Origin of the sequence: Kitasatospora aureofaciens (genome assembly GCF_001188955.3) — a bacterium.
GTDB classification, from domain to species: domain Bacteria; phylum Actinomycetota; class Actinomycetes; order Streptomycetales; family Streptomycetaceae; genus Kitasatospora; species Kitasatospora aureofaciens.
Genome location: NZ_JPRF03000087.1, coordinates 190,967 through 209,744 on the forward strand (window position 1 = coordinate 190,967; position 18,778 = coordinate 209,744).

The following is an 18,778-nucleotide window of genomic DNA, read 5'->3' on the forward strand; positions in this document are numbered from 1 at the left end:
GGCCTGAACGGAAGGCCTGAGCCGTCGGAACGCTCCGCCCCGTTCGTCGAGTGATCGACATTGCGCCCTAGGTGATCGAGTCCGATCGCCGAGGGCGCTGCTCTGTGGCCGAAGTGACGAAGTTCATTCAAGTTCGCCGAAGCCGTGTTCTGCGAGGTCGCAGCCGTGATGGGCTGGTCAAGCACATCCGGGAACGGACCGACAGGCGAAATCCGGTCGCACGGCGGGGTGTGGCTCGGTGCGGGACTGCCGGTAGAGTCCCCCGGACATGTCGTAGTGGGCCACCGCGAACCACTCAACGCGCCTGCTGCGCAAGACCGTTCGGAGGGGAACAGCGTAATGGCGCGACAGCAGCGGCACATTCGGATCGGTGCGACGGCACTCGCCGGCACGGCGGCGGCCGGATTCCTCCTTCCCCTGGCGCTGGCCACCAACGCCTCGGCGCACGTGCCGACTTGGTCGGTGACCTGCGACAAGGTCGTGATCGACCTGATCAACTACAGCCCCAAGCCTGACGTGAAGAACACCGTCAGCCTGACCGTCGGCGACGAGAAGGTCCTGGACGCCAAGGAGTTCCCGGCGGAGTTCCACGGCACCTTCCCGGTGAAGGACCACGACGCCCCGGTCACGGCGCACCTGGTGGTGAAGACCACCGAGACCCCGGCCGAGAAGGGCTGGAACGTCGACGAGACCAAGACCATCGCGCCGTGCCACACCCCGACGCCGACGCCCACCCCGACCCCCACCAAGACGCCCACTCCCACCCCCACCCCCACCCCGACGCCGACCCAGACCCCGTCGGCCACGCCCACCCCGAGCAGGACCCCGTCGGCGACCCCCACCCCCAGCCAGACCCCGGCCGCTCCGGCGCCGGCCCCCGCCACCAGCGCCCCGGCGCTCGCCCAGACCGGTAGCAGCGACGCCACCCCGATGATCGCGGCGGCCGGCGGCGGCGTGCTGCTGGTCGGCGGCGCGCTGGTGCTGCTCGCCCGCAAGCGCCGCGGCGGCAGCCAGGGCTGACCCGCGCCCGAACGCGTGACGCCCCCGGCCTCAACAGGTCGGGGGCGTCGCGCGTTGCGTCGAGGAGGGACTCACTCCCAGCGGAAGAACCGCGCGGCCGCTGCCAGCCCGAGGACGGCCCAGGCGCCCAGGACGCCGAGGTCCGACCAGGGCACCCCGGCACCCTGCTGGAGCACGGAGCGCAGCCCGTCCGAGAGCGCCGAGATGGGAAGCAGCTCCAGCACCGACCGCACCGCGCCGGGGAACTTGCCGAGCGGCACGATCACCCCGCCGGCCAGCAGCAGCAGGATGAACACCAGGTTGGCGGCGGCCAGCGTCGCCTCGGCCCTGAGGGTGCCGGCCATCAGCAGGCCGAGCCCGGAGAAGGCGGCGGTGCCCAGGACCAGCAGGGCGGCGACGGCCAGCGGGTTGCCGTGCGGGGACCAGCCGAGCGCCAGCGCGATCACCGACAGCAGGGCGACCTGCAACACCTCGGTGACCAGCACGCAGCCGGTCTTGGCGGTCAGCAGCGTCCAGCGCGGCAGCGGGCTGGCGCCGAGCCGCTTGAGCACGCCGTAGCGGCGCTCGAAGCCGGTGGCGATGGCCTGGCCGGTGAAGGCGGTGGACATCACGGCCAGCGCGAGCAGGCCGGGCGCCAGGAAGTCGACCCGCTTGCCGGGGCCCTCCACCGCGACGACGTCGACGGCGGAGAACAGCACCAGCAGTACGGTCGGGATGACCACGGTGAGCAGCAGCTGCTCGCCGTTGCGCAGCAGCATCCGGGTCTCGAACGCGGTCTGGGCGAGCAGCATCCGGCCGACCGGCGCCGCCCCCGGCTTCGGGGAGTAGTCCACGGTGGTCACGAGCGGAGCTCCCGTCCGGTCAGGTCGAGGAAGACGTCTTCGAGGCTGCGGCGCTGGACGGACAGCCGTTCGGGCAGGATGCCGGAGGCCGCGCACCAGCCGGTGACGGTGGCCAGCAGCCTGCTGGGGTCGACGGGCGCCGCGACGCGGTACTGGCCGGGGGCGGTCTCGGCGGCGGTGGCGCCCGCGGGCAGTTCCTTGAGCAGCGGTCCGAGGTCGAGTCCGGGCGGGCCGTCGAAGCGCAGGGCGTCCTCGGCGCCGCCGCGGCAGAGCTCCTCGGTGGTGCCGTTCGCGATGACCTTGCCGCGGTCGACGACGGCGACGTGGTCGGCGAGCTGCTCGGCCTCGTCCATGTGGTGGGTGGTGACGACCACGGTGACGCCGTCCCGGCGCAGGTCGCGGACCAGCTCCCAGGTGGCGCGGCGGGCCTGCGGGTCGAGGCCTGCGGTGGGCTCGTCCAGGAAGACCAGCTCGGGGCGGCCGACCACGGCCATCGCGAGGGCGAGCCGCTGCTGCTGGCCGCCGGAGAGCCGGCGGTAGGTGGTGCGGCCGCAGGAGCCGAGGCCGAGGCGCTCGACCAGGGCGTCGACGTCCAGCGGGTGGGCGTGCAGCTTGGCGGTGTGCCGCAGCATCTCGACGGCGCGCGCGCCCGCGTAGACGCCACCCGATTGGAGCATGACGCCGATCCGGGGCCGCAGCGCGGCGCTCTGGGTGGCCGGGTCGAGTCCGAGGACGCGGACGGTGCCGGCGTCGGGGCGGCGGTAGCCCTCGCAGGTCTCGATGGTGGTGGTCTTGCCGGCGCCGTTGGGGCCGAGGACGGCGGTGATCGCGCCGCGGGCGATGGTGAGGTCGAGGCCGTCCACCGCGGCTTTGTCGCCGTAGCGCTTGACCAGCCCGGCGATCTCTACCGCGGGTACGGGGTTCATACCGGCGAGTCTAAGAGGACCGAACGGGCGGACCGGACACCGGCCTTGGTGATCGTTTCCGCTGATCAGGTAAGGCTTACCTGCGTGACAGATGACACCGGTGAGGCGTGGATCACGGCTTGTCCTGGCGGAAGCAATTACGCAACACTGGTGTTGTGAAAAACATGCGCGAGCACGCCCAGCAGCAGGAGGCCGAGTCGGTCTCCCACTGCGACGTGCCCGTGACGGCGGCCGAGGTGCTGCTGGAGGGCCACCGCGCCACCCGTGACCGGGTCGCCCGGTCGATCCTGGACCACGGCCCCTCCTCCGCCGCCGACCTGGCGAACCGGCTCGGCCTCACCGCCGCCGCCGTCCGCCGCCACCTCGACGGACTGGCCGCCGCCGGCCTGGTCGAGTCCCGCGAGCAGCGGGTCTACGGCAGCCGGGGCCGTGGTCGGCCGGCCAAGGTCTTCGCTCTCACCGACGGCGGCCGGGACGCCTTCTACCAGGCCTACGACCAGCTCGCGGCCGACGCGCTGCGCTGGATCTCGGACTCGGTCGGCGGCGGCAAGGCGGGCGAGGAGGCGGTCGCCGCCTTCGCACGCGCCCGGTTCGGCAAGCAGGGCGAGAAGTACCGGGAGACCCTGCGGCGGGCCGAGGCCGGGGAGCGTCCCGAGGCCCTCGCCGAGGCGCTGAGTGCGGACGGGTACGCTGCCACGGTGCGGCGTGTCCCGTCGGCCGTGGCCAAGGCCCCGGCGGGCGCCCAGCTCTGCCAGCACCACTGCCCGGTCGCGCACATCGCCGAGCAGTTCCCGCAGCTCTGCGAGGCGGAGACCGAGGTCTTCTCCCAGCTCCTGGGCACCCATGTGCAACGGCTGGCCACCATCGCCCACGGCGACGGGGTCTGCACCACCTATGTGCCGGCACCCGGTGCCGCATCGTCGCCCTCCCAGCGTTCCGCGGGCCACGGCTCCGATGCAGTGCCGACTGCCGGTACGTCCACCGAAGATTCTGCGTCCGCGCGTTAGGAAGCTCGCATGACTGACACCGTTTCGCACCCGGAGCTCGAGGGCCTGGGCAATTACGAGTACGGCTGGGCCGACCCGGACACCGCCGGTGCCGCGGCCAAGCGCGGGCTCAGCGAGGAGGTCGTCCGCGACATCTCCGCGAAGAAGAACGAGTCCGAGTGGATGCTGAACCTGCGGCTCAAGGGCCTGAAGCTGTTCGGCAAGAAGCCCATGCCCACCTGGGGTTCCGACCTCTCCGGCATCGACTTCGACAACATCAAGTACTTCGTCCGCTCCACCGAGAAGCAGGCCGAGTCCTGGGAGGACCTGCCCGCGGACATCAAGGCCACCTACGACAAGCTGGGCATCCCGGAGGCGGAGAAGCAGCGCCTGGTCGCCGGTGTCGCCGCCCAGTACGAGTCCGAGGTCGTCTACCACCAGATCCGTGAGGACCTGGAGGAGCAGGGCGTCATCTTCCTGGACACCGACACCGCGCTGCGCGAGCACCCGGAGCTGTTCAAGGAGTACTTCGGCACCGTCATCCCGGCCGGCGACAACAAGTTCGCCGCGCTGAACACGGCCGTGTGGTCCGGCGGCTCCTTCATCTACGTGCCGAAGGGCGTGCACGTCGACATCCCGCTCCAGGCCTACTTCCGGATCAACACCGAGAACATGGGCCAGTTCGAGCGGACGCTGATCATCGTCGACGAGGACGCCTACGTCCACTACGTCGAGGGCTGCACCGCGCCGATCTACTCCTCCGACTCGCTGCACTCGGCGGTCGTCGAGATCATCGTCAAGAAGGGCGGCCGCTGCCGCTACACGACCATCCAGAACTGGTCGAACAACGTCTACAACCTGGTCACCAAGCGCGCCGTGGCGTACGAGGGCGCGACCATGGAGTGGGTCGACGGCAACATCGGTTCCAAGGTCACCATGAAGTACCCGGCCGTCTACCTGATGGGCGAGCACGCCAAGGGCGAGACCCTGTCGATCGCCTTCGCGGGCGAGGGCCAGCACCAGGACGCCGGCGCCAAGATGGTGCACATGGCGCCGAACACCTCCTCGCACATCGTCTCCAAGTCGGTGGCGCGCGGCGGCGGCCGGACCTCCTACCGCGGTCTGATCGAGATCGGCGAGGGCTCGCACGGCGCCAAGTCCAACGTGCTGTGCGACGCGCTGCTGGTCGACACGATCTCCCGTTCGGACACCTACCCCTACGTGGACGTCCGAGAGGACGACGTGTCCATGGGCCACGAGGCGACCGTCTCCAAGGTCAGCGAGGACCAGCTGTTCTACCTGATGAGCCGCGGCCTGACCGAGACCGAGGCGATGGCGATGATCGTCCGCGGCTTCGTCGAGCCGATCGCGCGCGAGCTGCCGATGGAGTACGCGCTGGAGCTCAACCGGCTGATCGAGCTGCAGATGGAGGGCGCGGTCGGCTGACCCCCGGCCGCCACCGCCGTCCACTGATTTCCGAGGAAGAGAGCACTACGAACAGCCATGGCTGAGCAGAACACCACCGGCTCCACCACCGCCGGTTCGATCGAGGTCGGCACCGCCGGCGCGGGCGCGCAGCTCGCCGGCCCCGGCACCGGCCGGACCGCGGTCCAGCAGCCGATCGACGCGCGCGTCGCGGTCAAGCCGTCCTTCGACGTGAACGACTTCCCGGTGCCGCACGGCCGCGAGGAGGACTGGCGGTTCACCCCGCTGCACCGCCTCGGCGGGCTGCACGACGGGACCGCAGCCGCCGCCGAGCGCGGTGAGGACAAGGTCGAGTTCGCGCTGCCGGACGGCGTCACCGCCGAGACCGTCGGCCGGGACGACGCGCGCCTGGGCAAGGCCGGCACGCCGGTCGACCGGGTCGCCGCGCAGGCCTTCAGCGCCTTCGAGCAGGCGCTCGTGGTCACCGTTCCCAAGGACGCGGTGCTGACCGAGCCGGTCAAGATCGACGTGCGCGCCGAGGGCGGGGTCCGCTTCGCCCACGTGGTGATCGACGTCAAGCCGTTCGCCGAGGCCGTCGTGGTGCTCAACCACGTGGGCACCGGCACCCGGGCCGCCAACGTCGAACTCCTGGTCGGCGACGGCGCCAAGCTCACCTTCGTCTCCGTGCAGGACTGGGAGCGGGACGCCGTCCACGTCGCCCAGCACAACGCGCTGGTCGGCCGGGACGCCTCGTTCAAGTCCGTGGTCGTCACCTTCGGCGGCGACCTGGTCCGCCTGCACCCGCGGGTCAACTACGCCGGCCCCGGCGGCGAGGCCGAGCTGTTCGGCCTGTACTTCGCCGACGCCGGCCAGCACCTGGAGCACCGCCTGATCATCGACCACGACACGCCGCACTGCCGGTCGAACGTGGCGTACAAGGGCGCGCTGCAGGGTCAGGACGCCCACGCGGTCTGGGTCGGCGACGTGCTGATCCGCGCCGCCGCGCTCGGCACCGACACCTACGAGCTCAACCGGAACCTGGTGCTCACCGACGGCGCCCGGGTCGACTCGATCCCCAACCTGGAGATCGAGACCGGCGAGATCGTCGGCGCCGGCCACGCCTCGGCGACCGGCCGCTTCGACGACGAGCAGCTGTTCTACCTGATGGCCCGCGGCATCCCGGCCGACGAGGCCCGCCGTCTGGTGGTCCGCGGCTTCTTCGCCGAGCTGCTGCAGCAGATCGGCGTGGCCGAGGTCCAGGAGCAGCTCATGGAGAAGATCGACGCCGAGCTGGAAGCGGCGGTCTGAACCCGATGAGCTTCCTCCGTGCCTGCGCGCTGAGCGACCTCCAGGAGGACGTGCCCAAGCGCGTGGACCTCAACGGCGTGCCGGTCTCGATCGTCCGCACCGGCGAGGGGGTGTTCGCGATCAACGACACCTGCTCGCACGCGAACGTCTCGCTCTCCGAGGGCGAGGTCGAGGACTGCATGATCGAGTGCTGGCTGCACGGCTCCAGCTTCGACCTGCGCACCGGCAAGCCCTCCGGCCTGCCCGCCACCAAGCCGGTCGCTGTCTACCCCGTAAAGATCGAAGGGGACGATGTGCTCGTCTCCGTCAACCAGGAGTCCTGAGTACACATGGCAACCCTTGAAATCCGCGACCTGCACGTCTCCGTCGAGGCCGAGAACGGCCCGCGCGAGATCCTGAAGGGCGTCGACCTGACCGTGAAGCAGGGCGAGACCCACGCCATCATGGGTCCGAACGGCTCCGGCAAGTCCACCCTGGCCTACTCGCTGGCCGGCCACCCCAAGTACACCGTGACCGGCGGCTCGGTGCTGCTGGACGGCGAGGACGTCCTGGAGATGTCCGTCGACGAGCGTGCCAAGGCCGGTGTCTTCCTGGCCATGCAGTACCCGGTCGAGGTCCCGGGCGTCTCGGTCTCCAACTTCCTGCGCACCGCCGCCACCGCCGTCCGCGGCGAGGCCCCCAAGCTGCGGCTGTGGGTCAAGGAGGTCAAGGAGGCGATGGCCGCCCTGCAGATGGACCCGGCCTTCGCCGAGCGCAACGTCAACGAGGGCTTCTCCGGCGGTGAGAAGAAGCGCCACGAGATCCTCCAACTCGAGCTGCTCAAGCCGAAGATCGCGATCCTCGACGAGACCGACTCCGGCCTGGACGTCGACGCGCTGCGGATCGTCTCCGAGGGCATCAACCGGGTCCGCTCGACCGGCGAGGTCGGCACCCTGCTGGTCACTCACTACACCCGCATCCTGCGGTACATCAAGCCCGACTACGTCCACGTCTTCGCGGGCGGCCGCATCGTCGAGTCCGGCGGCGCCGAGCTCGCCGACAAGCTGGAGAACGAGGGCTACGAGGCGTATGTGAAGGGCGGCGCGTCCGAGTGACCCATACCTTTACCGGTCTGCTCGACACCGACGCGATCCGCAAGGACTTCCCGGTCCTGCAGCGTCTGGTGCACGAGGAGAAGCCGCTGGTCTACCTGGACAACGCGGCCACCTCGCAGAAGCCGCGACAGGTGCTGGAGGCGCTGAACGCCTACTACGAGCGGCACAACGCCAACGTCCACCGCGGCGTGCACGTGCTCGCCGAGGAGGCCACGGCGATGTACGAGGGCGCCCGCGACAAGGTCGCGGCCTTCGTCAACGCGCCGAGCCGCAACGAGGTGATCTTCACCAAGAACGCCTCCGAGTCGCTCAACCTCGTGGCCAACATGCTCGGTTGGGCCGATGAGCCGTACAAGGTGGACGCCGACTCCGAGATCGTGATCACGGAGATGGAGCACCACTCCAACATCGTGCCGTGGCAGCTGCTGTCGCAGCGCACCGGTGCGAAGCTCAAGTGGTTCGGGCTGACCGACGAGGGCCGGCTCGACCTGTCGAACATCGACGAGCTGATCACCGAGAAGACCAAGGTCGTCTCCTTCACCCTGGTCTCCAACCTGCTCGGCACGATCAACCCGGTCGAGGCGATCGTCCGCCGGGCCCAGGCCGTCGGCGCGCTGGTCGTCATCGACGCCTCGCAGGCCGCGCCGCACATGGTGCTGGACGTGCAGGCGCTGGAGGCCGACTTCGTCGCCTTCACCGGCCACAAGATGCTGGGCCCCACCGGTATCGGCGTGCTCTGGGGCCGCCAGGAGCTGCTGGAGGACCTCCCGCCGTTCCTCGGCGGCGGCGAGATGATCGAGACCGTCACCATGGGCTCGTCCACCTACGCCCCGGCGCCGCACAAGTTCGAGGCCGGCACCCCGCCGATCGCCCAGGCGGTCGGGCTGGGCGCGGCCATCGACTACCTGTCGGCCATCGGCATGGACAGGATCGCCGCGCACGAGCACGCGATCACCGAGTACGCGGTGGAGCGCCTGCTGGAGGTCCCGGACCTGCGGATTATCGGTCCCCGCACGGCCGTGGACCGCGGCGCCGCGATCTCCTTCACCCTCGGCGACATCCACCCGCACGACGTGGGCCAGGTGCTGGACGAGCAGGGCATCGCCGTGCGCGTCGGGCACCACTGCGCGCGGCCGGTCTGCCTGCGGTACGGAATTCCGGCGACCACGCGGGCGTCGTTCTACCTGTACTCGACGCCGGGCGAGGTCGACGCGCTGATCGACGGCCTGCACCACGTCCGGAACTTCTTCGGCTGAGGGGACAGGGCAGGACGATCATGAAGCTCGACTCGATGTACCAGGACATCATCCTGGACCACTACCGCAACCCGCACGGCAAGGGGCTGCGGGACGGCGACGCCGAGGTGCACCACGTCAACCCGACGTGCGGCGACGAGATCACCCTCCGGGTGAAGCTCGACGGCGCGAACGTCGCCGACGTCTCGTACGAGTCCCAGGGCTGTTCGATCAGCCAGGCCAGCGCCTCGGTGCTGAACGACCTGGTGGTCGGCAAGACCGTCGGCGAGGCGCAGGCAGTCCAGGAAGCCTTCCTGGAGCTCATGCAGAGCAAGGGCCAGGGCGAGGGCGACGAGGAGGTGCTGGAGGACGCCGTCGCTTTCGCCGGCGTCTCCAAGTACCCCGCCCGGGTCAAGTGCGCCCTGCTCAGCTGGATGGCCTGGAAGGACGCCACCGCCCAGGCGCTCGCCCAGAACCCCGCCGTGAACGACTGACCTGCAGAGGAGGACAGAACCAATGAGTGACGAAACCCCCTCCGCAGTGGAGGAGCAGCCGAACGGCGGCATCGTCGGCACCACGGCCGGCACCGTCTCGGTCGAGGACCTGACCGAGGCCCTGATGGACGTCGTCGACCCCGAACTGGGCATCGACGTCGTCAACCTGGGCCTGATCTACGGCATCCACATCGACGAGTCCGACGTGGCCACCATCGACATGACGCTCACCTCGGCGGCCTGCCCGCTGACCGACGTCATCGAGGACCAGGCCAAGACCGCCACCGACGGCCTGGTGCAGGACCTGCGCATCAACTGGGTCTGGATGCCGCCGTGGGGCCCGGACAAGATCACCGACGACGGGCGCGAGCAGCTGCGGGCGCTGGGCTTCAACGTCTGAGGGCTTTCGCCGTACCGCACGCCGCTGCCCGGGACTTTTTCGGAAGTCCCGGGCAGCGGCGTTTCGTCGTACGCGGGTCAGGCCTGCTTGGGCTTGCGGGCGACGGCCACTGCGAGGGCCGCGCAGAGGAGGGCGGCGACGGTGGCGAAGCCGCTGACGGCGGGGAGGAGGCCGTAGCTCTTGACCAGGGCGCCCACGGCGACGATGGGGAGGGAGCTGCCGAGGTAGACGATGATCCACAGGGAGCTCATCTCGGAGCCCCGGCGTTCCGGGTTCATCGCGGCGACGGCGGTGGTGAAGAGGGAGCGGAACGCCACGCCCTGGCAGGCGCCGCCGAGGACGCTGCCGATGAAGAGCAGGGCAGGGGTGCCGGTGTAGCCGGCGGCGACGACCAGGGCGAGACCGGCGGCCAGGCCGGTCATGCCGAGGGAGATGACCAGACGGTCGGAGGTCGGGGGCACGATCAGCTGGGCGGCGGCCGAGGAGCCGAGCAGCAGGGCGGCCACGATGGCGCCGACGAGGTGGGAGGGGGTGTGCAGCAGCTTGGCGGCGAAGGCCGGGGCCAGGCTGAGGTAGACGCCGAAGACCGCGTAGGAGATGAAGCCGGCCGAGGAGGCCAGCAGGAACTCGCGGCGGCCGGTGCGCGGCAGCCGCAGGCGCTGGGGGCGCAGGTGGGCCGGGGTGGTGATGCGCGGCGGGGACGCCGGCGGGCGGTTGCGGCCGGGCATGCGGGGGTGGACGAGGGCCAGCGGCACGCAGAGCGCGAGCAGGGCGATGGCGTGCAGCAGGAACGGGGTCATCAGCGGGTCCTGGCCGCCGGACAGCAGGGCGCCGACGACCGGGCCGAGGGCGACGCCGCCCGCCGAGCAGGCCAGGGTGAGCTTGGCGGCGAGCGTCGGATGGCCGGGCAGCAGGTCGCCGAGGGCGGCCCCGGCGGCGCCGGTGGACAGGCCGACGGCGATGCCCTGGACGGCCCGGCCGAGGGCGAGCTGCCAGAAGCTGCCGGAGGTGGCGAACACGACGTCGCCCGCGGCGGCCAGCGCGACGGCGGGCAGGATCAGGGCGCGGCGGCCGAGGTGGTCGGACCAGTGGCCGACCACGGCCAGCACCGGGACCAGCGCGAAGACGTAGATCGTGAAGAGGATCGTGGTGTCGAGCGGGCCGAGTCCGAGGCGCTGCTGGAGGAGCGGATAGATCGGCGTCGCCAGGTTGGCGCCGATCAGCATGAACAGCAGGGCGGCGGCGACCAGGCCGACGCGGACTCCGCGCAGTGCGTTCCAGCGGCTGATCGCGGCGAGCTGGAGCTGGGCGCGCGGCGCGAGCTCCAGGGGGAGCAGGGCCTCCGACAGTCGGCGTCCGTCGAGCTGCGCGGTGCGCAGGCCGGAGCCGGCGGGGGAGAGGTCCGCCATGTGAGGGGTCTCCTGTGGCAGGGCACCACCGGGTCGGCGGGGTGTGCCGGTGCGCCCGTCCTGAGGCGCTGTGGTGTGGCCGCGGTGCGGGGCTCCCTGGTGGAGCGGATGAGCTGAGGATTCGGGCTTCGTTGCCCGGTGGGACTGCACGGGGTGTGCGCAGACACCATTGCGAAGGATAAAGGGTGGGCGCACGGATGCGGCGCGCGCCCCTGTGAGCGCCCCTTGCGGCCGGGCATCGGGGGTGCCCGGCCTATACGCTGAGGTGGTAGATCGGGTACGCGGAGCTGTTCGAGCTGACCGCTGGCTGAGGGAGAGCGCACAACGATGGCCGGACGACGTCGGAAGAACGGTGGGGCTTCGGCGGGGGAGGGCGCGGCCGAGGCGGTCCTGCCCGCGGACCTGGAGCTGCAGGACCTCTACGGGGCGTTCGCCGCGCACGGCCTCGACGACGAGGACCTGGACGACGCGGCGGTCCTGGTGCCGCCGGTGAAGCTGCCCACGGAGCAGGAGCTGGCCGAGCAGGCCAAGGCCGTCCCGATGTTCGGCTACGCGCTGGCGCTGGCCCGCTGGGCGGCCCCGCACCGGACGGTGGACGAGTTCGGCGACCTGGTCGAGGAGGACCGGGGGCCCGCGGCCCGGCTGCTGGGGCTGGCCCCCGCCGAGGGCGAGGTGCCGGAGGAGGCCGAGGTCGAGGCGCTGCGGGCCTGGTCGCTGGCCTGTGACCTGGATCTGGTGGAGCTGGGCACGACCAAGGACGGCGAGCACGTCGCGGTGCCGGGGCCGGACCTGGAGCCCGCCGAGCAGGGGGACCCGGACACCGTCCTGGAGCTGTGGCTGACCGCGGCCGGGATCGTCCGGGAGCTGGCGGTGGAGGCGGACTCGCTGCCGGAGGAGGAAGCCGGGGAGGAAGCGGAGGAGGGCGGGGAGCCCACCCCCGAGGAGGGCGGCGAGGAGGACGAGGACGGCCTGAACGAGGTCGAGGAGGCCCGGGACGCCGCCGCCGAGCTGCTCGACGAGGCGCTGCAGGTGCTGTACGAGACCACCGCCTTCGCCGACCCCGGCAACGAGACCGTCCCGCTCGGCGTGCTGGCCGCGCTGCTGGTGGTGCCGGAGGGCGAGGAGCCGAGCGAGGAGCTGCTCGGCGACATCACGGACGTGATGGTCGCGCTGGACCCGATGCTGGGCGACCTCGCCGAGCTGGGTCTGCTGGACTACCGTCCGATCGACCCGGAGCTGTTCGACGAGGAGGAGGGCGAGGAGCCCGTCGTCGGCGAGGCGCCGCTGGACGAGGAGGAGTCGGCCCGCTTCGGGCTGGTCCGGCTCACCCCGCTGGGCCAGTACGGCATCCGGCAGTGGCTGCTGGAGGACGGCTACGACGCGCCGCTGGTCGGGGACCTGGCCCAGGGGGACGCCGCCGAGCTGCTGCGCGGGGTGTGCGAGTCGGCCAACGTGCTCCCGGAGGAGGAGCTGCGGGTCTGGGTCGCGGGCCGGGAGCCGCTGCCGGCGGCGCGCGAGCTGCTGGCCGCGGCGCGCGGCGACGACGCGTACGGTCCGCTGCGCCGGATGCTGTGCGTCTCGGCGCTGAACCTGCTGGGGGCGGAGGCCGAGCCCGCCGTGCGGGAGGTGCTGGACGACCCGGAGCTGGGCGGTTCGGCCCGGGCCTGGCTGTCCGCGCTGGGCGCGACGGACGTGCCGGTGCCGGACCGGACGATGGCGCTGTGGACGGTGGTCGACACCTTCGCCGCCCAGCTGCTGGACAGCGGTGGCGATGCCGCGCTGCTGCGCGAGCTGGTCACCGACCTGCCGGTGAAGGGCGATCCGGCCGCGTGGTTCGGTGAGCTGTGGCGGGTCGACCACCCGTACACGGCGGACGTCCTGGAGGCGATCGGGGAACTGCACACGGACCGGGCGGTGGCCAAGGAGGCGCGCAAGGCGGCCTTCAAGGCGCGGTCCAAGGGCTGAGCCGCCTGGTTCCTGAGGGGCTCGGCCCCTACGGGAGGTCCAGGGAGCCGTCCTCGGTGAAGGGGAAGAACGGGTTGTGGGCCAGCTCCCACAGGTGCCCGTCCGGGTCCTCGAAGTAGCCGGAGTAGCCGCCCCAGCTGGTCGGGACCGGCGGCTTGACCACCACGGCACCGGCCTCGACCGCCGTCCGCAGCGCGGCGTCCACCAGCTCGGGGGACTCCAGGTTCACCGCGAGGGTGACGCCGCGGAAGGAGGGTTCGCCGGTGGCGGGCACGCCCGCGTCGGCGGCCAGCTCCTCGCTGGGGAAGAGGCCGAGCACCGAGTCGGCGGTGCGGAACCAGACGATCTCCGGGCTGGAGGCGGAGGAGCGCTTCCAGCCGAGGTCCTCGTAGAAGCGGGCGCTGCGGTCGAGGTCGGAGACACCGAGGGTGACGATGCTGATCCGGGCGGGGAAGGCGGCCCGGGCTGCGCTGTTCTGTGCTGTCATGTCGCCAGCGTAGGGAGGGCGGCTGACAACCGGCACCGCTGACACGGCCACCGCCCCCGTCCGGCAGTCGAGCTGATGACCCGGCAGCTGCGGCCACGTAAGGTGGCGTCAGCGGTGCGGGCGCGAGGACTCGGGGGTGCGGCACAGGATGGTGCGGGAGAGCGGCGGAAGGTCCCAGGAACCCCGGGAGTGGAACGCCGAGCGGTCGGGGCCGGACGGGCCGGGCGGGCAGGATCGTTTCGCCGGCCAGGAGGAGTTCTCCCGCCGGACCCTCGCCGCGGTGGACTTCCCGGTGTACGGCGTGGCCGGGCCGACGGGCCGCGGCGAGGCGCTGGCGGCCTTCGAGACCTGCGGCGGCGAGCTGCGCTGGGTCGAGGTGCAGGTCGGTGACTGGACCACCGCGGCCGGACCGTACGTGACCGTGCGCACCTACCGGCCGGGGGCCGACGGCTGCGAGGTGCTGCCCGAGCTGGAGGACGTGGTCGAGGACGAACGCGACCGGGTCTACGAGCAGTTGGGCATCGACGAGGGCGACGGGCCGGGCCAGGTGCGGGCGCTGCGCGAGTGGATCACCGTGGACGGCGAGTACTGCGCGATCGAGGTGCACGAGGACCGGCCGGTGGCGTCGGGCGGCAGCGGGTCGGCCGGGCAGGTCTGGGCCGGGCGGCTGCGGGTCGGCGGGCAGGCCGTCACGGTGTGCGGGCGCGGGCTGCCCCCTGGCCGCGTGGAGCTCGGCGGCATCGGGGACTTCGAGTGCTACCTGCGCGGGCGCACCGAGCTGCTGCGCGACCTCGCCTCCCGACGGGCCCGGTACGTACCGGTCGAGGAACGCGAACTGCCGCCCGCCGTGGGGCTGGAGGCGCACCGGGAGCTGATCGCCCAGAGCATCGCGGAGGCCGCCGCGATCGAGGCGCAGGTACGGGTCGGGCGTACGCCGAGGCTGCCTCGCGGGCTGCGCGGGGACGTCTGCGCGGAGCGCTGGGAGACGGCGGTGCGCCAGCAGATGCGGCTCGCCACGGAGACCCGGGAGGAGGCCGCGGCGGCGGTGACCTCGATGGTCAACCACCTCAACCGGCTGTCGCAGCAGACGCACTGGCTGGTCGGCACGCCGGAGGGGGAGGCGGCGGTCGAGGAGGTCGTCCGGTACACGGTGTTCGCCAGTGAGGTGGCCAGCCTGCCGGCCCAGCGGGCCTGGGAGCAGCTGTGGCGGGAGCGGCCGGGCGGCGGCGGGGAAGGGGCCTGGGAGGAGCAGCGGCTGGTGGAGCAGCTGTGGCTGTCGGCCTGGGAGCAGTGGCGGGCCGGGCGCGGCTGAGCGGCGCACAAGGACGGGCGCACCGACGACCGGCGCCACCGGGGACGCGCCTGAGCCTTGCCGGGGCCAGGGCCACGGCGCTTGATCCTTCCCGGCGTACGGGCGGCTGCCCGTGGACCTACTCGTCCGCGGGCAGCCGCAGTTGCAGCATCGCCAGCAGCCGCTGCTGCGGCTGGGCGAGGTCGATGCCGGTCAACTGCTCGGCGCGGCGCACCCGGTAGCGCAGGGTGTTGGGGTGGATGTGCAGGGCGTCGGCGGCGACCCGGACCTCGCCGAGCGCGTCCAGCCAGGCGAGCACCGACTCGGCGAGCCGGGTGCCGTGCCGGCGGTCGTACGCGGTGAGCGCGGTGAGTCGCGGGTCGCGCAGGCCGCCGCGCTCCTGGAGGAGCGCCAGCATCTCGCTGACCAGCACCTCGGCCTGGACGTCGATCAGCGCCGCGACGTCCAGGTCCACCCCGCCGCGGCCCATCGCGTCCAGGATCCGGTCGGCCTGGGCGCGGGAGTCCGGCACCTGGGAGAGGCCTTCGACGGTCGAGCCGATCGCGGCGCGCAGCGGCACGCCGAGGTGTTCCCGCGCGGCGGTGACCACCTCGTCGGCCCAGCCGCGCACGGTGGTCATCGGCAGGCCCGGCGGGAGTTCGGGCAGCAGCACGTAGACCCGGGACTCGATCGGGGCGAGCAGCGCCGTGCGGTGCCGGGCGGCGGTGTGCACCGAGATCAGGCCGGTGACGTCGGAGCGGTGCAGCGCCTCGGTGGTGTGCGCGCTGTAGGCCAGCACGGTGGCCGGGCGGCGCAGGTCCAGGCCGAGGTGGGTGGCCAGCGACTGGGGGCCGGTGGAGCCCTCCAGCAGGCCGGTCAGCAGGGTCTGGGTGAGCCGGACGTCGGCGGACAGTTCCCGTCGGCGGCGCACCAGTTGGGCGGCGGCCACCCGGGCCGCGCCGACCAGGGCCTGTTCGGCCAGCGGGGCCAGCGGCTGGGCGCCCTCCTGCACCCAGATGGTTCCGAGCGGCTGCGCCCCGGCCCGGATGCCGACGGCGAGGCGCCGGCGCAGGCCGAGTTCGGGGTGCGGCTCGACCGCGATCGGGGCGTCCGAGCTGCGCAGGTGCTGGAAGATGCCCCACTCGCGGAGCTTGGAGAGGTACGGCTCCGGGCCCTGCCAGCCGAGGATGGACAGCCGGCGCAGGTCGTCGACCTCGTCGGAGTCGGAGGAGCGGGAGTAGGCGAGCACCCGGCTGGAGGTGTCCTCGATCGAGACGATGCCGTTGGTGAGCACGGCGACGGTCTGGGCGAGGGAGAAGAGGTCGCCGGCGTTGGGCTCGGGGGCGCCGGGGGAGTCGGGGGCGTCCGGGCCGGCGATGATCGCCCGGGCCAGCGAGTCGAGGTGCTCCCAGCGGGTCTCGCGGCGCACCGAGAGCAGGGCGACGCCCGACTCGGTGGCGGCCTCGCGCAGGGCGTCGGCCTGGCCGGGGGCGTCCAGCTTGACGGCGACGGCGGCGGCGCCGGCCCGGCCGGCCGCGCGCAGGGCGGGGAGGGCGGCGCGGCCGCGGGCGCCGATCGCGAGGACGAGCTCGCCTGCGGCGGCGGTGGGCGGGTCCTCCGGGTCGAGGATCGCGACGTCGCGCACGGGGACGTCCAACCCCAGTGGGGCGGCCTGGAGTTCGACCAGCGGCTCGCCCAGGGACATCAGCAGCCCACGGAGCGGAAGGCCGGGGGTGGTCACTCCGGGCCTCCTTCATCCGCTCGGACAACGGTGTGTGGTTGATTTTAGCCGGGTGGACAGAGTTCTGGGCCGTCCGGTGTTGGTTACCCCTGAATAGTTGACTCTGACTATCCGAGAATGGATAGTCAGTACTGACCAAGTGATGAGGAACGTTCTCATGGCGAAGCGACGCAAGGTCTCGAACCCGCTGGCCCTCGCGGTCCTGGCCGAACTCGGAGCCGAACCGATGCACCCGTACGAGATGGGCAGACGGCTCAAGGAGCACGGCAAGGACCGCAACATCAAGTACAACCGCAGCTCGCTCTACATGGTCGTGGAGCAGCTGCGGAAGGCCGGGTTCGTCGCCGAGCAGGAGACCGTCCGCGACACCCAGCGACCGGAACGCACCGTCTACGCCGTCACGCCCGAGGGGCAGGCGGAGCTCCAGGACTGGATGCGCGAGTGGATCGCCGAACCGCAGGAGGAGTACCCGGCCTTCGGGGTGGCCCTCTGCCTGCTGGTGGTACTTCCGACCGAGGAGTCGGCCGAGCTGCTCGGCCGTCGGCTGGAGGCGCTGGACGCGCGGATCGACACCTCGCGCGCCATGCTGCGCAAGGCCGAGGACATGGGCGTCCACCCGATGTTCGTGGTCGAGGAGGAGTACGCCCTCGCGTTGCTGGAAGCGGAGCGCCGCTACACCGAGAACCTCATCCGACAGATCGGGGATCCGGACTTCAATCGGACCCTGCAGGAGTTCATGAGGAGCCTGGAATGAGCACCACGCGTACGTCGGGGAAGAAGGCCCTGGTCATCGGCGGCGGCATCGCCGGCCCGGTGATGGCGCTGGCCCTGCGCAGGGCCGGCATCGAGGCGGAGGTCTTCGAGGCCTACGAGACCTCCGCCGAGGGCATCGGCGGGACCTTCATGATCGCCCCCAACGGGCTCGGCGCCCTCGCCGTCGTCGGGCTGGAGGCGGAGGTCGGCCGGATCGGGCAGCCGGTCGGCCCGATGGTGATCGAGGACGGCAAGGGCGGGGTGCTGGTCGAGTTCGCGGGCCTGCCCGACCTGCCGCGCGGGCGCCTGATGCGCCGCGCCGAGATGTACGAGGTGCTGCAGCGCCGGCTGCGCGAGACCGGCCTCGAAGTGCGCCACGGCAAACGGCTGGTGGGCGCCGAGGAGACCGCCGACGGCATCACCGCGCACTTCGCCGACGGCACCAGCGCCACCGGCGACCTGCTGATCGGCACCGACGGCACCGGGTCGACCGTCCGGACCCTGATCGACCCGGCCGCACCCGCCGCCCGGTACACCGGCCTGCTCGGCGTCGGCGGCTACAGCCCGTACCGGCTGCCCGGCCGGGCCGGACGCGGCGAGACCGTGCACTTCGCCAACGGCGCCCGGGCCTTCTTCGGCTACTGGGGCCTGGCCGACGGCAGCGGCACCGCCTGGTTCAGCAACATCCCGCAGCCCGAGCAGCTGAGCTACGAGCAGGTCCGCGCGGTGAGCCCGGAGGACTGGCTGCGCCGCTGCCGCGAGCTGCACGCCGACGACCTGCCCGCCCGTGAGGTGCTGCGGGTCGCGGACGCCGGGACGGTCGAGACCTTCCCCCGGCTGGAGATCATGCCGTCCGTCCCGCACTGGCACCGCGGCCGGATGGTGCTGGTCGGCGACTCGGTGCACGCGCCGTCCAACAGCTCCGGACAGGGCGTCTCGCTGGCAGTCGAGAGCGCCGTCGAACTCGCCCGCTGCCTGCGCGACCTGCCCGACCACACCGAGGCCTTCGCCGCGTACGAGGCGATGCGCCGGCCCCGGGTGGAGAAGATCGCCGCCGACGCCGAGCGCACCAACAACCAGAAGGCCTCCGGGCCGGTCGGGCGGATGGTGTTCCGGCTGGTCGCGCCGATCATGATGCGGACCTTCATGAGCCCGGAGAAGATGCTCCGCCCGGTGCACGGGTACCGGATCGACTGGGAGCGGCGGGTGGCCCCGGTGACGCCGGTGAGGCGCGCCGGACGCGCCGCCTGACGGGCGGTCGTGACCGCGGCGTGACCGGATTCGTCGGGGCGGACAACGCCGTACGGGGGAATTTAGCCGCCCGGCCAATCAAGTGGCCGGGCGCGCAGGAATAGCGTTCGTGCTGTGGCCTGCGTGTGACCCGCGCAGGCAATCCCCCCGC

18 protein-coding genes are annotated in these 18,778 nt (G+C 72.1%); 13 read left to right on the forward strand and 5 right to left on the reverse strand.

From position 1 onward, the window contains the following. Positions 1 to 339 precede the first annotated feature (339 nt). On the forward strand, positions 340 to 1,020 hold the full coding sequence (locus HS99_RS38045; protein WP_063738014.1) for an LAETG motif-containing sortase-dependent surface protein: 681 nt from the start codon (positions 340 to 342) through the stop codon (positions 1,018 to 1,020). Positions 1,021 to 1,091: 71 nt separating this feature from the next. Here HS99_RS38045 and HS99_RS38050 read toward each other — a convergent pair whose 3' ends face one another. Then, a complete protein-coding gene (locus HS99_RS38050; protein ID WP_046387072.1) occupies positions 1,092 to 1,811 on the reverse strand; it encodes an ABC transporter permease in 720 nt (239 codons plus the stop codon). 47 nt (positions 1,812 to 1,858) lie between these two features. Continuing rightward, positions 1,859 to 2,788 carry an ABC transporter ATP-binding protein gene (locus HS99_RS38055; RefSeq protein ID WP_030290243.1) on the reverse strand — a complete coding sequence of 310 codons (930 nt, stop codon included), beginning with the start codon at positions 2,786 to 2,788 and terminating at the stop codon, positions 1,859 to 1,861. Between the two features lie 164 nt (positions 2,789 to 2,952). Between HS99_RS38055 and HS99_RS38060 the strand changes: the two genes are divergently transcribed. The 8 genes from HS99_RS38060 to HS99_RS38095 are packed head-to-tail and all read left to right on the forward strand — an operon-like array spanning position 2,953 to position 9,730. Further along, the gene (locus HS99_RS38060) at positions 2,953 to 3,795 is read left to right on the forward strand and encodes a helix-turn-helix transcriptional regulator (RefSeq protein WP_078657135.1); all 843 of its coding nucleotides are present in this window, start codon (positions 2,953 to 2,955) and stop codon (positions 3,793 to 3,795) included. A 9-nt stretch (positions 3,796 to 3,804) separates the two neighbouring features. Further along, positions 3,805 to 5,220, forward strand: coding sequence for a Fe-S cluster assembly protein SufB (sufB, locus tag HS99_RS38065; protein WP_030290241.1), 1,416 nt, complete (start codon positions 3,805 to 3,807; stop codon positions 5,218 to 5,220). Positions 5,221 to 5,277: 57 nt separating this feature from the next. After that, positions 5,278 to 6,507 (forward strand): Fe-S cluster assembly protein SufD, encoded by a 1,230-nt coding sequence (sufD, locus tag HS99_RS38070; protein ID WP_030290240.1) that lies wholly within the window; start codon positions 5,278 to 5,280, stop codon positions 6,505 to 6,507. Between the two features lie 5 nt (positions 6,508 to 6,512). Further along, a complete protein-coding gene (locus tag HS99_RS38075; RefSeq protein WP_030290238.1) occupies positions 6,513 to 6,830 on the forward strand; it encodes a bifunctional 3-phenylpropionate/cinnamic acid dioxygenase ferredoxin subunit in 318 nt (105 codons plus the stop codon). Positions 6,831 to 6,836: 6 nt separating this feature from the next. Further along, positions 6,837 to 7,601, forward strand: coding sequence for a Fe-S cluster assembly ATPase SufC (gene sufC / locus HS99_RS38080; RefSeq protein WP_030290237.1), 765 nt, complete (start codon positions 6,837 to 6,839; stop codon positions 7,599 to 7,601). Then, positions 7,598 to 8,857: a cysteine desulfurase gene (locus tag HS99_RS38085; protein WP_030557667.1), complete on the forward strand. Its 1,260-nt coding sequence runs from the start codon at positions 7,598 to 7,600 to the stop codon at positions 8,855 to 8,857. The genes sufC and HS99_RS38085 overlap by 4 nt, the downstream gene beginning before the upstream one ends. A 20-nt stretch (positions 8,858 to 8,877) precedes the next feature. Next, entirely contained in the window at positions 8,878 to 9,330 is a 453-nt protein-coding gene (sufU, locus tag HS99_RS38090; protein ID WP_030290235.1) for a Fe-S cluster assembly sulfur transfer protein SufU, read from the forward strand. A 22-nt stretch (positions 9,331 to 9,352) separates the two neighbouring features. Next, positions 9,353 to 9,730 (forward strand): metal-sulfur cluster assembly factor, encoded by a 378-nt coding sequence (locus HS99_RS38095; protein ID WP_223885951.1) that lies wholly within the window; start codon positions 9,353 to 9,355, stop codon positions 9,728 to 9,730. Between the two features lie 77 nt (positions 9,731 to 9,807). On the opposite strand, the gene HS99_RS38100 is transcribed toward HS99_RS38095, so the two are convergent. After that, positions 9,808 to 11,139 (reverse strand): MFS transporter, encoded by a 1,332-nt coding sequence (locus HS99_RS38100; protein WP_050366536.1) that lies wholly within the window; start codon positions 11,137 to 11,139, stop codon positions 9,808 to 9,810. 327 nt (positions 11,140 to 11,466) lie between these two features. On the opposite strand from HS99_RS38100, the gene HS99_RS38105 reads away from it, so the two are divergent. Further along, positions 11,467 to 13,104: a hypothetical protein gene (locus HS99_RS38105; RefSeq protein WP_094743064.1), complete on the forward strand. Its 1,638-nt coding sequence runs from the start codon at positions 11,467 to 11,469 to the stop codon at positions 13,102 to 13,104. Positions 13,105 to 13,132: 28 nt separating this feature from the next. Here the strand turns inward: HS99_RS38105 and HS99_RS38110 are convergent, their stop codons facing one another. Further along, positions 13,133 to 13,591 (reverse strand): VOC family protein, encoded by a 459-nt coding sequence (locus HS99_RS38110; RefSeq protein WP_046387349.1) that lies wholly within the window; start codon positions 13,589 to 13,591, stop codon positions 13,133 to 13,135. Positions 13,592 to 13,727: 136 nt separating this feature from the next. On the opposite strand from HS99_RS38110, the gene HS99_RS38115 reads away from it, so the two are divergent. Next, complete coding sequence (locus tag HS99_RS38115; RefSeq protein WP_030598934.1) at positions 13,728 to 14,903, forward strand: hypothetical protein; 1,176 nt, start codon at positions 13,728 to 13,730, stop codon at positions 14,901 to 14,903. Positions 14,904 to 15,021: 118 nt separating this feature from the next. On the opposite strand, the gene HS99_RS38120 is transcribed toward HS99_RS38115, so the two are convergent. Continuing rightward, entirely contained in the window at positions 15,022 to 16,623 is a 1,602-nt protein-coding gene (locus HS99_RS38120; RefSeq protein WP_037831397.1) for a PucR family transcriptional regulator, read from the reverse strand. Positions 16,624 to 16,780: 157 nt separating this feature from the next. Here HS99_RS38120 and HS99_RS38125 point away from each other — a divergent pair, with 157 nt between their 5' ends. Both HS99_RS38125 and HS99_RS38130 read left to right on the forward strand, forming a co-directional pair. After that, positions 16,781 to 17,377, forward strand: coding sequence for a PadR family transcriptional regulator (locus HS99_RS38125; protein ID WP_030290224.1), 597 nt, complete (start codon positions 16,781 to 16,783; stop codon positions 17,375 to 17,377). After that, the gene (locus HS99_RS38130) at positions 17,374 to 18,627 is read left to right on the forward strand and encodes an FAD-dependent oxidoreductase (protein ID WP_030557662.1); all 1,254 of its coding nucleotides are present in this window, start codon (positions 17,374 to 17,376) and stop codon (positions 18,625 to 18,627) included. Before HS99_RS38125 ends, HS99_RS38130 begins: the two co-directional genes overlap by 4 nt. The last annotated feature ends 151 nt before the right edge of the window (positions 18,628 to 18,778 follow it).